Consider the following 13082-nt stretch of genomic DNA (forward strand, 5'->3'; position numbering starts at 1 on the left):
CGCGAACCACCCGTGCTGACGGCCCCTATCGTGTTCCGCTTTGCATGGCCAGCTACAGCGAAGTGCGGCCTGGCGAACGCGGGAGCGCCCTATCCACTCCGTACAAGTTCAAGTACGCAGGCTCCTGGCAAACTCAGATTGGTACGCGGATACAGGAACTTTTTTACCAGCCCCCGGACAACGTGGCACTGGCTCAGCACAGCCTGCTGCTCCCATGCCGCTGAATCCAAATTGGAGCACGGCAATGCCCTAAACCTCGCCCCAGCCAAAGAGAGCCCCCACCACTTTCCGGTCGGGGCTCTCTTGTTGGAGAGAATCAATAGAGAGGGGGATTACAGGGCTTGGCCGCCGTAGGTCATGCTTTTGATGACTTTCTCGACTTTGGGCATCACGCCAGCGGGCAGCTTGGCGTAGTCCAGGCCTTCGTTGTACTTCTGGCCGTCGTGGGTCATCCACCACAGCAGGCTCTTGAGGGCTTTGCCCTGGGCCTGGGTGCGGTTCCCGTACTTCTGCTCTTTGTAGAAGATGACGTAGGTGAAGCTGGAGATGGGCCAGGCCTGGGCGTTGGCGGAGTTCACGATGCTGACACGGGTGTCGCCCGGCATCACCACACCAGCAGCGGCAGCCGAAGCGGGGCCGTTGTCGGCAGTGATCCAGTTACCGGCTTTGTTTTTCAGCTGAGCGAAGGCCAGTTTGTTCTGCTTGGCGTAGGCCAGTTCCACGTAGCCCAGTGCACCGGGGGTGTTCTTCACGGCTCCGGCCACGCCGTCGTTGCCCTTGGCCGCGCTGCCCCAGGGCCACTTGACCGAGTTGCCACGGCCCACGCGGCTGGCGAAGGTGGAGTTGACGCCGCTCAGGTAATCCGTGAACACGTAGGTGGTGCCGGAGGAATCCGAGCGGCGCACCACGGTGATGGGCAAACCAGGCAGGGTCACGCCGGGGTTCAGTTCCTTGATGCGGGCATGGTTCCAGGTCTTGATGTTGCCCAGGTAGATCGAAGCCAAGACGTCACCGGTCAGCTTGAGGTTGCTCACACCGGGAACGTTGAAAGCAGGAACGACAGCGCCGATGGCGGTGGGCACGTGCAGCAGCGGCGCAGGTGCGGGAGCCATCATGGCGTTGGTCATGAAGTTGTCGCTGGCCCCAAAGTCAACGGTGCGGTTGATGATCTGCTTTTGGCCTGCGCCGGAACCCACCGACTGGTAGTTCACACTGACGCCAGACTGCTTCTTATACTCAGCGAACATCTTGGAGTACAGCGGGTAAGGGAAAGATGCACCAGCGCCAGTGATGGTCTGTGCAGAAGCGGAAGCGCTGGCGGCGGCCAGCAGGGTCAAACCCACGGTCAGCAGTTTGTTCATGAACCTAGCCTGAAGGCCAGTCGTCAGCTTCATGTCAAGCTCACGTCATGCTCATGTCAGCCTTTGGGTCGGTCTTTCATCCAGGCCATTGTCGGCTCACGGTGTGGGCTCTGGCCCCTGCTTTAGACTGCCTGCCATGACCGCCAATCCCAACACCACGTCCTCCGAGACCCGGAGCCGCCCAGGGCCCCCCCGCGCCGAACTGATTCAGTGGCTCAACGACTACCTCGACACCGACGCCTTTGACGATGTGAGTCTCAATGGCCTGCAAATTGAGGGCCGTGACACCGTGACCCGCGTGGCTGCCAGCGTGGACACCAGCCTGCGCTCGCTGCAAGCTGCCGCCGACGCCGGAGCTGACCTGCTGCTGGTGCATCACGGCCTGTTCTGGGGCAAGCCGCTGCCGCTGAGCGGGCCGCACGGCCAGCGTGTGCGCTTGGCGATGGAGGCGGGGCTGAACCTATACGCCTCGCACCTGCCGCTTGATCACCACCGCGAAGTCGGCAACAACGCCATGATCGCCCGCGCCCTGGGCCTGGAAGACCTGGAGGACTTCGGAGAGTACGGCGGGCGCAAATACGGCTTGGCGGGCACCCTGCCGCGTGAGCTGGATTTGCAGGACTTCGCCGACCGGGTCCAGAAACTCACCGGCGAAATCTGCCTCGTGCACTCGGGCGCTCATCCCTTCGTGCACCGCATCGGGATCAATTCGGGCGAAGGTGCAGGCCTGATTCCCGAAGCGGCGCGGATGGGTCTGGACACCCTGCTGACCGGCGAACCGGAGCACAAATACTTCCATGACGCTTTCGAGTACGGCCTGAACGCTGTCTTTGCCGGCCACTACGAAACCGAAGTGTTCGGTGTGCGCGCCCTGGCGGCCAAGATCGAGGAAGAGTTCGGGTTGCCGTGGCAATTTATTCATCAGCCCACTGGACTGTGATGGCAGAGGGAGGGGACTACCACCTACCATTCATCACCTTCGAGGGGCCTGAAGGCGCAGGCAAAAGCACCCAGCTGGCAAGGCTGGTCGCGCGGCTGGCTGCACTGGATGTGCCGCACACCGTGACCAAGGAACCGGGTGGCACGTCTGCTGGGGACCGCATCCGGGCAGCCGTCCTAGACCCTGAGCTGCACATCGAACCGCTGGCGGAATTTCTGCTGTACTCGGCCAGCCGCGCTCAGCTGGTCCGTGAGGTGCTGCGCCCGGCACTGGCCCGTGGCGAGGCCGTGATTTGCGACCGCTACGCCGACTCCACACTGGCCTATCAGGGCTACGGACGCGGACTGCCAATGGACTTTCTGCAGACTGTGACGGCCGAAGCGACTGGCGGTCTAACACCCAACCTGACGGTCCTGCTGGACCTAGACCCGGCACTGGGGCTGGAGCGAGTAGTGGTACGTGGCCAGAAAGATAGGCTGGAACAGGCCGACTTGGGCTTTCACGGACGGCTGCGTCAGGGTTTTCTCACGCTGGCCGCCGGGCAGCCGGAGCGCTGGCTGGTCCTGGACGCCACGCGCCCGGCGGATGAGCTGGAAGAGACAATCTGGGGACGAGTTGAGGGCCTGTTGGCCCAGTAAGCCCGGTTATTCCCCTCTGACCTTCACCTCAAACAGCAGCGGCCAGCGCTTGCCGGTGAGGTAAAAGTGGCCGCTGTCCGGGTTATAGGCGATGCCGTTCAGCACGTCGTCGGTGGTTAGGGGCCGCCCCTGTTTCTCGGCCTGCTGGCGGGCTTCTTCGGCCAACGCGGAGGCGTCCAGCCAGCCGGTGACCTTGCCACTCTCCGGATCGATTCTAGCGATGCGGTCCTGCATCCAGACATTGGCCCAGACGGACCCTTCGGCCCACTCCAGTTCGTTCAGCTGCGGCACGGGCTGGCCCGCATCACTCACGCCGACGGTGTCCGTCACACGGAAGGTGGCAGGATCGCGCCAGAACAGGCTGGCACTGCCGTCGCTCATGATCAGCGACTTGCCGTCCTGGGTCAGGCCCCAGCCCTCACCCTGGTAGCGGTAGGTTTCCTGCAATTTCAGCGCCTCGTCAAAGCGGTAGGCTTCGCCGGTTTGCCAAGTGATGTGGTACACCTGACCGTTCAACCAGGTGGACCCCTCACCGAAGGCTTCGGCATTGGGGGTGGCTGTGTGCACCTCTACTTCGCCGGTTTCAGGCGTGACCCAGCGCACGCCCGATTCCCCGACCTGCCCTGTACTTTCCAGCAAGCGGCCATCTACCCACTGCAGCCCCTGGGTAAAGGCCGCCGGGTCGTGTGGATGGCGCGCTACGATCTCGGCGCTCAGCGTAGCCGGGGTTGCGTCAGCAGTCGGCTCGGCGGATGCAGGCACTGGAGAAGTGTCTGCCTGGGCTGCAGGAGCCGAAGGCGTGGTTCCCACCCGCGCGGCAGGCGGCTGACAGGCCAGCAGCAACAGCGGCAGCATGGAAGTCCAGATCAGGCGGGACAGAAGGGGTGACATGGCCCCAGTGTAGGGGGCAGATGGTGAGGGTGGATGGGTCTACGGCTACTGCCCACCTATAGGAAAGGCCCTGAGCCGTGAACCGTCCTCCCCTACTCCAGTTCCAGCACTACCGGAGCGGCGCTCGGCACCTGAACGGTCGCCGTCTGCGGAGCGTAGCCGTCAGCGCTCACGCGCACACGGTACTTGCCAGGACCGGGCAGGGCGACCGTCCCCGGTGCCGCAGTGGTGGTCTGCTCAGGCGTCAGTGTGAGCAGCGGCGGCGCTTCCAGGGCCCGGACACGCACCGGCACACCACGGCCTGCGCCGCGCACCTCGTAGGTCAGCTGGCAGCATTGGGGCACAGTGGCCGGGGCATTCGGCACACTCAGCGCCCTGGAAAGCCACAGCGACCCACCCAGCAAGCCCAGCGAAACCAGTCCACTCAGCAGCCACGGCCACAGCGCGGGGTGCGGGGCAGGCGCCAGCACTGCCGGTGTCTCCCACTCCATCTCTACTCGTGGTACAGGCCGCCGGGTCATTGCCTCTCACTATAAAGGCGGGGCCGCGTGGGGAGCGACAATTGGCCTGGGGGAGCACGCCTATGCTGAGGGCATGACTGCACCCCCGGTTATCCTGACCCAGCAGCTCCGCAAAGCGTATGGCCCTAAGGTGGCCGTTCGGGGGCTGGACCTCCGTGTAGAGCGCGGCGAAGTCTTTGGCTTTCTCGGTCCCAACGGCGCAGGCAAAAGCACCACTGTCAAGATGTTGCTGGGGCTGGTGCGGCCCACTTCCGGCGCAGTGCAGGTGCTGGGCGGCTCGCCGGACAATCCGGCAGTCCGCGCCCGGCTGGGGTTCTTGCCCGAACAGTTCCGTTTTCAGACCTGGATGACCGGGCATGAATTCCTGACGTTTCACGCGCAGCTGGCCGGACTGGGCCGTGCAGAGACGCGTACCCGGATTCCTGAGGTGCTGGAGCGGGTGGGCCTGGGAGGACGCGGCGGCGAGAACCTGGGCGGTTACTCCAAGGGCATGCTGCAGCGCGCCGGGCTGGCCTCGGCGCTGCTGGCGCGGCCCGAACTGGTCTTTCTGGACGAACCGACCAGCGCCCTGGACCCGATTGGGCGCATGGAGGTGCGCCGGATTATCGAGGACCTGCGCGCAGAGGGGGTCAGCATCTTTCTGAACTCGCACCTGCTGTCGGAGGTGGCGCAGGTCTGTGACCGGGTCGCGTTCGTGCGTGGGGGCGAGGTGCTACGCCAAGGCCCAATGCGTGAGGTGATGGGCAGTGATCTGCGGGTGCGGGTCCGGGTAGATGAACTGACGCCGCCCGTGCTGGCTGCCCTGACCGAATTTGGCCCGCTGATCAGTCAGCAGGAGAACACCGCCGAAATCGGCCTAAGCAGCGAAGAGCAGCTGCCGCAGCTGGCCCACCGCCTGGGAGACTTGGGGGCGGCGCTGTACGAACTGACCCCGCTGCGCCCAGAACTGGAAGATATTTTTCTGGAGCTGGTGGGACAAAGTGGGGACGCCTCGCACGCCCACGCCGCGCAGGAGGCCGCCCATGCCTAAGGCCAGTGACCTGACGCTGGACCCGCGCAAGGTGCGCCTGATTGCGGGCCTGTCGCTTAAAGAATCGCTGCGTAAGCGGCTGGTGGCGGTGCTGCTGATTCTCACGGCGCTGTTCGTGGGCTTTTATCTGTACGGCATCTACCGCATGTACCTGGATTTTCAGACTCGGCCCGGCGGCCTGGATCCGGTCACCGGCGAGCTGGGCAGCGCCCTGTTTCCGGTCAACTTCGCCACCATTTTCGGGATGTACCTGGTGGCCTTTTTAGGGTCACTCATGGCGGTCCTCAGCACCGTGGGGTCGGTCAGCGCCGACGTCGAAAGCGGGGTGGTGCAGAGCGTGGTGTCACGCCCGGTCAGCCGCGCCGAACTGGTGATGGGCCGCTGGCTGGGCTTTAGCGTGGTAAATGTCGGCTACGTGCTGCTGGTCAGCGTGGTGATGCTCGCGGGCATCTACCTGATCACTGGGTTCTTGCCTCCCTCACCGCTGGCGGCCATCTCGCTGATGCTGCTGGGCATCTTGCTGATTACGGCGCTGACGGTGCTGGGCAGCACCCTCTTTACCACGCTGGCCAACGGCATCGGGGTCTTCGTGCTGTACGGAGTAGGCATCGCCGGGGGCATCCTCAACTCCATCGGGAACATGGTCAACAGCCCCACCATGCTGACCCTGGCCCGCGTCGCCAACACGCTGATGCCGACCAACGAGATGTGGCTGGGGGCCAGCTATTTCTTGCAGCATCCAGAATTCACGTCCACCATGAGCATGTCGCCTGCGCCGCTGCCATTTATCGGCACCGACCCGGTCGGCGTCGGCATGATTCTGTGGAGCGCAGCCCTCACGGTGCTGGCGGTGCTGGCCGCCATGTGGCACTTTAGCCGCCGCGACCTGTAACGGCGAACGGCGCGGGGGGCGGCCAGTGGTCTATAGTTGGGGGCCGATGACCACCCGACCCACCACCTCGCTGCTCCGGGACGACCGCACCTGGGGCAGCACTTTTATCATCGCCGGAACCACCATCGGCGCGGGCATGTTGGCCATGCCACTCACTTCCGCTGGCCTGGGCTTTGGTCTGACGGCACTGGCATTGATCAACATGTGGGCACTGTCGGCCTACACGGCGCTGCAATTTGCCGAGATTTACCGTCACCACTCCGCCAGCGATGGTCTGGCCAGCCTGACCAGTCATTATTTTGGCGCAGCCGGCAAATGGTCCGTGACTGCAGTGTTGCTGCTGTTCATGTACGCCATCTCAGCGGCATATATCAGCGCGGGGGGTGGGCTGGTGAGCGGTGTGTCGCCACTGGCAGAAGCTGGCGGTAGCGTGCTGTATGCGCTAGCGGTAGCGGCGGTGGTCTTACTGGGCGCGGTCAGTGTGGACCGCCTAACACGCGTACTTTTTGCGGTGATGGTGCTGGTCTTTGCCCTGCTCATGGCATTGCTGCTGCCCCAGATGGCGCCGGACCGTCTATCGACCGGCCCCGTAACGCCAGGCCTGTATTTTTCGGCGCTTCCGGTGCTGTTTACGGCCTTTGGATTTCACGCCGTGAGGTAGTGGTACGCGAAATCCTTCCACATCAGCCCCACTTTTTAGGAGGGTGGGGCACACTGGAGGGAAGATATGGGAAAACAGCGCAAAACTTGGTCACCTGAACTCAAGGAACAGATTGTTCTGGCTGTCCTGAGCGGGGAGCACACCATCGCAGAAGCTGCTCGTGAATACGAGGTCAGCGAGAGCTTGATTCACACCTGGCGTGCCCAGTTTCTGGAAGCGGGCCGTGCCCGCCTCCAGGGAGCCAGGCCGGATGCGGCTCAAAAGAAGCTGAAGAAGGAAGTCCAGCAGCTCAAGGCCATCATTGCGGATAAGGAATTGTCGCTCTACATCGCAAAAAAAATCCGGGGTCTCTGAGCGTAGATGAACTCCTGGCGTGCTATCAGGAGTTGCTCAGAGACCACCCGAAGCTCAGCCTCAGTCAATTTGCGGCTGAGGTTGAGCGTCCATATCATGTCCTGCGCGATGCCCGGCAGAACGCAGAGCGTTCTGCACAGCGGACGGAGCGACGTCAGCACGTCCTGGAAGAGGTACGGCTGAAAGCCCTTGAAGAGCCACTCAGCGGCTACCGTCTGATTTATCAGGCCCTACAACAAGATGTTCTGCGGCCTGCTCCGGGCCTCCATACTGTTCGTCGCTGCATGGTGGAGTTGAAGGTGCAGCGCCCAGTCCCCAGAAAGAAGCGCCGTCTGCCGGTGTCCCCTACGCCTATCGTTCTCTGGCCAGCGGGCCGCCGAATTCAGATGGATGCCACACGGCTCAGCCTACCGGACGGGATCTGCTGGGCTTATCTTGTCCTGGACGTAGAAAGTCGCGCACTGCTGCACATTGAAGTGGTCCGGAATCTCTCTGCCAGCAGCGCGGTCACCGCGCTGCAACGAGGAGTCCATGTGCTGCACCATCTCGGCATAGACGAGCAGCTCCTGATCATGACTGATGGTGGCTCAGATTTTACGTCTGGCGCATTCCAGGCGGCCTGTCAGGAGCCGGGCAACTGGGTACGGGCCAAGGTCTCACAGAAGCGAGGAATGGGCATCCTGGAAAGGCTCAACCGGACCTTCAAATATGACGGCGTCTTCCGGGAAGAATTGACGAATATTGCCCAGCTTCGTGCGTTCAGCACGAAGTTTAAAAACTGGTACAACTCTGGAAGGAGACATTCCAGTCTGGGGTATGCCTACCCCTGGGTTAAACTGCTGGAAGCTACGGAATCTTCGAACGTGGCCTGAAGGATTTTCCGTACCACTACCTGATGCCCAGCGTCACCGAGTATCTGGAAGGTGACCAGGCAGGGCTGCGGCGCGCCGTACTGCTGGGCACCGGCATTCCGCTGGTGGTCTATCTGCTGTGGCAGTTCGCCATCTTTGGCCTGATTCCGCAGGCAGAATTGATGCAGGTCCGTGACCTGGACGCGCTGAGCCAGGTCATGACCCAGGCCACTGGCAATCAGAATCTCGGTCTAGCAGTGCAAGTGTTCTCGGCACTGGCGCTTACCACTTCGGTGCTGGGCGTGGGTCTGGCGTTGCTGCACTCGCTACGCGACGTGCTGGGCGGGTGGCTCGGGAAGGCCCGGTGGCTCTGGTTGGGCTTGCTGACCTTCGTCCCCCCTACCCTGCTCGCCACACTGTATCCCCAGGGCTTCGTGGCATTACTGGGGTATGCAGGCATACTGGCGGTTCTGTATACCGTGCTGCTGCCGGGTCTGCTGCTGCTCAGGGTCCGCCGTCAGCACCCAACTTCAGCGCCGCGCCTGGGTGGACAACCCGCCATCTGGCTTAGCCTGGGCCTAGGAGCTGCCATCATCCTGATTCCGCTGCTGGTGCAAGCGGGCTGGCTGCCTGCAGTTGCTTCCTAACTGCCTGGTGGCTGAATACAGAGAACAGGGAGGCCCGGACGACTTGGCCTCCCTGTTCGCATTCAGGCCCATGGCTGGCATGGTCGGTCAGCTACGCCGCTCGTCCGCTTCGAGATCATCAACCGTCAGTACCGACTCTTCCGGTTCAATCTGGGTGTCGAAGGCCGCGTTGCCGCCCACCACTGTCGCTTGGTGCTCCACGCCGCCCTTGTCCAGCCCGAAGAAGGTGTCCCGCTTCTCGGTTTCCAGCGCATGCACGATCCGGGGTGGCTGCTCGCCAACCGTAAACGAGTCAGCAGCGCTGGGCACTGTGGTGTCTGGGAAGTTCAGGTCCAGCCGTTCGCGCTCAGCTTGGAGGTGCTGAACACGCAGTTCCTGACCGACTTCCTGACTTTCGAGCTGTCGCTCACGCACCTGAATATCACGCTCGACCTGCGCGATTTCCTGCTCAATCAATGCCAATACCTCCGGAGCCGAGCGGTGGTGATAGGCCCGGCCCAGACGGGTATACAGGCTTTCAAGGTCGCGGCTGTACTGCGAGACTTCCAGCCGCAGCTTGGCGCTGTGAGCCAATTGCCCACCACGCTGGCGCACTTTCTCGGTGCCGCTCATGACCTTCTCTTTCAGGGTGTCCAGCAGGCCCCCTTCAGCATGGGTATCCTTGAGGCTTTCGGTGGAACTTTCTTCAATCTCTACCCCACCCGTTTCAGCCGAGTAGGTCACGGTTTTGACGGCTCCAGTGTACACAGGAGCCGACAGCGTATCTTCACGGCGCAGTTCACCCTCGGCAGGTAGGTCGCGGCCTGCTACGCCCATACCTTGATCGGCGCTGGCCTCGGCGTACAGCGGCTTGCCTGCGGGATCGCTGGGCGCGGCCCAATCGGCGGTGTCAGCCACGGTGTCAGCAGTCTGCTCAGCGCTCAACGAATCACGCTCGGGACGGTCAGGAGTGGTCATGCTGGCATTCTGAGGGCAGCAAGGTCGGCAGCGGGTGAAAAGAGCTTAAGCACGTCCTGATCAGGACCGGGCAGTACGTTATCTGTTTAAGAAACAGCTGCCACAGTGTCCAAGCGTGCCCGACTCTTTCACCGCATTCAACTACCGTTCGCAACGCCTCTGACCGCTATGCTGAGGCTGTGGCCCTGACGACCCGTTCCATCCTAGGTGCAGCTTTACTGGGCGCTCTCAGCGTCAGGCTCTGGCCGCACCGGACCCGGCGACTGCACCCACCGCTGGGCCGTTTGCTGGACCTCCCTTCGGGGCAAGTACACCTGATAGAAGGTGGTCCTGTAAACGCACCGCCCACCGTATTGATTCATGGCAGCGATGGCGTCACCCACGACTGGCCCACCTCGCCGCTGTGGGAACGTTTGGTGGGGGACCTGCGCTTGATCGCCCCGGACCGCCTGGGGCACGGCTACACCCCACCGGGGCCTGAAGTGACCGTGGCGGCGAACGCCCAGCAGCTGTCCGAAGTACTGGACGCACTTAACCTGAAACGGGTCACGCTGGTCGGGCACTCCTACGGCGCGCCGATTGCGTTGGCGCTGGCACGGCAGCAACCGGAGCGGGTCGGCGCACTGGTGCTGATCTCGCCCCTGGCCTACCCGGCGCCGGGCCTGACCCGCTTGCTGGCCCGACTGGTCGCCTGGCCGCCCCTAGAGTGGCTGGTCACCCGTATTTTGCTGATCCCACTCGGTTACGCTGTGGTCGAACTGGAAGGCTCGCGGGCCTTCGCCCCGGTCCCCATGCCCCATGCCTGGCGGAGGATGATGCGGGCCTTCTCGCTGCGGCGCACCCAACTGCTGGCCCTGGCCGAGGAAAACCGCACCATCTCGCGTGAGTTGGAAGGACTGGTCCCAGGCTACGCGGCGCTACGCTGTCCAGTGCTGATTCTGGCCGGACAGCATGACCGTCTCTCCCCTGCCGAGGATCATGCAGTGCCACTGGCACAGGCCATCTGGGGGGCCGAGTTGAACCTCTTGGACGGCGGCCACCAACTGCACTGGACCCACCCGGACGTGGTCGCGGACACGGTGCGCCACGCCACTGCTCTTGGCCAGGCGGGTGAGCGCTGATGTGGGAACAGTGGCTGGACCGCCTGGCCGATATGGGTACGCCAGAGCCCCGCTATACGGCTCAGCGCTGCTTGCGTGAGCGTCAGGCTATAGGTGGATGTGACCTGTGTGCCCAGGCCTGCCCACATGAGGCTGTCATTCTGGGACCACTGGGGAACGCTGTGACGATTGATCCCGACCTCTGCACCGGCTGCGGGCTGTGTGTGCAAACCTGTCCCAGCGGCGCGCTGGAGTATGACCTCAGCGGTCCTCTGGGAAGCGTCCGCGAGCAGCGCAGCGGGCCAGAGGCCACCACCCCGAATTCTGAAGCCACACTGACCTGTTCGCAGAGCGGCGCAGGTGGACCAGCCGTGACCTGCCTGGGCCGCGTGACTCCGGCACTCCTCTCAGCGGCGGGGGCCTGGCAGGTACCGCTGACCCTACTTCACGGCGACTGCGCGGCCTGCCCGGTGGGAGCAGCGTCGGTCCCGCAGCGTCTGCACCGCGTGGTGCAGGATGCAGAGCGGCTCAGGGCGGCCACTGGGCAACCGGCCCAGGTGACAGTCCGCCGCGCCGAAGCCCAGGATGCCGAGCGGGCGCAGCGCGTCACCCGCCGGGGCGCCTTGGGGCAACTGGTCAGCAGTGGCCGGCGCGAGCTGGTGGGTCTGATTCCTGAACGTCCTTTGCCGTTCGTGGACTGGAGCGAACCGGAACAGCGCACCCCCGAGGAATGGCGCTGGCGCAAGGCCAGTCTGCAGCCCACTCCTCCGCCCGGTAGCGCGGTGTACTGGCCTGCCCCGCTGGTGGACGACAGCTGTATGGACTGCCCGGTCTGCTCTAACGTCTGCCCGACCGAAGCGATTACCCGCACCCACGACGCCGCAGGAACCCTGCACCTCACCCTGGACCTGAGCGCCTGTACGGGCTGTATGGCCTGTGTGGACAGTTGCCCACCCCGCGCCATGCACCGCCAGAACCACTGGCAAGCTTCTGCCCTGGAAGCGCCCCTGATCCTGTTCGAGAAAATGCGCTGAGGAGCAGGCCTCAGCGAATGTTCCTCTGGCTGCTGGCCGCCACCTTGATGCCAGGAGAAGTGTAGGGCAAGGCCGACAGGCCCCTGTGGGTTTGCCAAGCAATAGTTGGTTCACTTACAACAGCATTACGCCGTACTGGATTACTATTGATAGCGGCGCAAGTATGCGCTGCTAAACTCCAGGGACCATGGAATGGCAACCGAACCAATATTCTCGTGCCCAACTTGAGGAGCGGCGCCTGGCTGCTACCGAGTGGCTGCAGCAAGGCAGCCACACACACCGCGAAATCGCTGCTCACTTTGGCGTCTCCGTGCTCACGGTGACTTCTTGGAGTGCTCGGCTCAGAAAGAAGGGAAGCTTGCAAGCGACGGTCAGCTCTGGTCGTCCTGCTCGACTGACTGAGTCTCAGCACGACCAGCTTCGCACCCTCCTGCAGGAGGGTGCTCTGCAGCATGGGTTTCCTGACGAAACCTGGACGACAAAACGTGTGGCAGAGCTCATCGGGCGGCACTTTGATGTGTGGTACCACCATGATCACGTCCGCAAAATCCTGCGCAAGTTGGGTTTCAGCCCACAGATGCCAGATGGGCGGGCCGCTGAGCGGAACGAACTTCGGATCGCATCCTGGCGGGAACAGGTGCTGCCGGAGTTGGAAAAAAAGGTCGCTGAGGGAGCCACAATCATCTATCTGGATGAAGTCGGATTCTCTCTGAAAGGAGTCCAGCGACGGACATGGGGGGTGAGGGGCGTCACGCCCCTGGTCAAGCTCAGAGCAAACTGGGAGAAGCTTTCAACGATTGGGGCGATCACTTCAGATGGACGATTCTTCCAGCACACAATATCCGGAGCGATCCGGAGTAGAGAAGTCATACGATTCTTTGGGCACATCCTGCGCCAAGTTCAGGGGAACATCGTCGTGGTGCTGGACAATGCGAGAATTCATCACGCGAAAGTAACCCAGGCGTTCGTGGGTTCCCACGAACGCCTCTCTCTGATCTTTCTGCCTCCGTATGCTCCAGAGTTGAACCCGATCGAGTTGGTGTGGGCCTACGTCAAGCGCAATGTGTTGGGGAACTTTTGTGCCCACTCCATAAGAGCGCTGAAAAAGAGGCTTGTCACCGCCTGGCAGCGGGTCCGCTATATTCACCTGCCCCGTCAGCTTATGGACGCCAACTTACGCCGTTATCAATAAGTAGCCGTTCCCA

The 13082-nt window shown here is 62.9% G+C and carries 15 protein-coding genes; 11 read left to right on the forward strand and 4 right to left on the reverse strand.

Annotation, left to right across the window (positions count from 1 at the left end; genetic code table 11):
- Positions 1-332 precede the first annotated feature (332 nt).
- The gene (gene pstS, locus LMT64_RS07355; protein WP_126352477.1) at positions 333-1361 is read right to left on the reverse strand and encodes a phosphate ABC transporter substrate-binding protein PstS; all 1029 of its coding nucleotides are present in this window, start codon (positions 1359-1361) and stop codon (positions 333-335) included.
- A 136-nt stretch (positions 1362-1497) separates the two neighbouring features.
- Here pstS and LMT64_RS07360 point away from each other — a divergent pair, with 136 nt between their 5' ends.
- Together LMT64_RS07360 and tmk are read left to right on the forward strand one after the other, a co-directional pair.
- A complete protein-coding gene (locus tag LMT64_RS07360) occupies positions 1498-2301 on the forward strand; it encodes a Nif3-like dinuclear metal center hexameric protein (RefSeq protein ID WP_229253116.1) in 804 nt (267 codons plus the stop codon).
- Positions 2301-2939, forward strand: coding sequence for a dTMP kinase (gene tmk, locus LMT64_RS07365; protein ID WP_126352479.1), 639 nt, complete (start codon positions 2301-2303; stop codon positions 2937-2939). The genes LMT64_RS07360 and tmk overlap by 1 nt, the downstream gene beginning before the upstream one ends.
- Positions 2940-2945: 6 nt before the next feature.
- Here tmk and LMT64_RS07370 read toward each other — a convergent pair whose 3' ends face one another.
- Positions 2946-3830: a glutaminyl-peptide cyclotransferase gene (locus LMT64_RS07370; protein ID WP_229253117.1), complete on the reverse strand. Its 885-nt coding sequence runs from the start codon at positions 3828-3830 to the stop codon at positions 2946-2948.
- 92 nt (positions 3831-3922) lie between these two features.
- The gene (locus tag LMT64_RS07375; RefSeq protein ID WP_229253118.1) at positions 3923-4351 is read right to left on the reverse strand and encodes a peptidase associated/transthyretin-like domain-containing protein; all 429 of its coding nucleotides are present in this window, start codon (positions 4349-4351) and stop codon (positions 3923-3925) included.
- A gap of 73 nt (positions 4352-4424) precedes the next feature.
- On the opposite strand from LMT64_RS07375, the gene LMT64_RS07380 reads away from it, so the two are divergent.
- The 6 genes from LMT64_RS07380 (at position 4425) to LMT64_RS07405 (ending at position 8786) form a co-directional block, all read left to right on the forward strand.
- Positions 4425-5381, forward strand: a complete 957-nt coding sequence (locus LMT64_RS07380; RefSeq protein ID WP_126352481.1) for an ABC transporter ATP-binding protein — start codon at positions 4425-4427, stop codon at positions 5379-5381.
- Entirely contained in the window at positions 5374-6273 is a 900-nt protein-coding gene (locus LMT64_RS07385; protein WP_126352482.1) for an ABC transporter permease, read from the forward strand. The genes LMT64_RS07380 and LMT64_RS07385 overlap by 8 nt, the downstream gene beginning before the upstream one ends.
- A 46-nt stretch (positions 6274-6319) precedes the next feature.
- Complete coding sequence (locus LMT64_RS07390; RefSeq protein WP_126352483.1) at positions 6320-6934, forward strand: aromatic amino acid transport family protein; 615 nt, start codon at positions 6320-6322, stop codon at positions 6932-6934.
- A 66-nt stretch (positions 6935-7000) separates the two neighbouring features.
- A complete protein-coding gene (locus LMT64_RS07395; protein WP_126352484.1) occupies positions 7001-7288 on the forward strand; it encodes a transposase in 288 nt (95 codons plus the stop codon).
- Between the two features lie 32 nt (positions 7289-7320).
- Positions 7321-8160 carry an integrase core domain-containing protein gene (locus LMT64_RS07400; RefSeq protein ID WP_229253119.1) on the forward strand — a complete coding sequence of 280 codons (840 nt, stop codon included), beginning with the start codon at positions 7321-7323 and terminating at the stop codon, positions 8158-8160.
- Positions 8157-8786, forward strand: a complete 630-nt coding sequence (locus LMT64_RS07405; protein WP_267869782.1) for an aromatic amino acid transport family protein — start codon at positions 8157-8159, stop codon at positions 8784-8786. The genes LMT64_RS07400 and LMT64_RS07405 overlap by 4 nt, the downstream gene beginning before the upstream one ends.
- 87 nt (positions 8787-8873) lie before the next feature.
- On the opposite strand, the gene LMT64_RS07410 is transcribed toward LMT64_RS07405, so the two are convergent.
- Entirely contained in the window at positions 8874-9743 is an 870-nt protein-coding gene (locus LMT64_RS07410; RefSeq protein WP_126352487.1) for a hypothetical protein, read from the reverse strand.
- Between the two features lie 179 nt (positions 9744-9922).
- Here LMT64_RS07410 and LMT64_RS07415 point away from each other — a divergent pair, with 179 nt between their 5' ends.
- The 3 genes from LMT64_RS07415 (at position 9923) to LMT64_RS07425 (ending at position 13069) form a co-directional block, all read left to right on the forward strand.
- Positions 9923-10864: an alpha/beta fold hydrolase gene (locus tag LMT64_RS07415; protein WP_126352488.1), complete on the forward strand. Its 942-nt coding sequence runs from the start codon at positions 9923-9925 to the stop codon at positions 10862-10864.
- Positions 10864-11877, forward strand: a complete 1014-nt coding sequence (locus LMT64_RS07420) for a 4Fe-4S binding protein (RefSeq protein WP_126352489.1) — start codon at positions 10864-10866, stop codon at positions 11875-11877. Before LMT64_RS07415 ends, LMT64_RS07420 begins: the two co-directional genes overlap by 1 nt.
- A gap of 187 nt (positions 11878-12064) precedes the next feature.
- The gene (locus LMT64_RS07425; RefSeq protein WP_229253120.1) at positions 12065-13069 is read left to right on the forward strand and encodes an IS630 family transposase; all 1005 of its coding nucleotides are present in this window, start codon (positions 12065-12067) and stop codon (positions 13067-13069) included.
- Positions 13070-13082: the final 13 nt, after the last annotated feature.

The organism is Deinococcus radiophilus (assembly GCF_020889625.1).
GTDB classification, from domain to species: domain Bacteria; phylum Deinococcota; class Deinococci; order Deinococcales; family Deinococcaceae; genus Deinococcus; species Deinococcus radiophilus.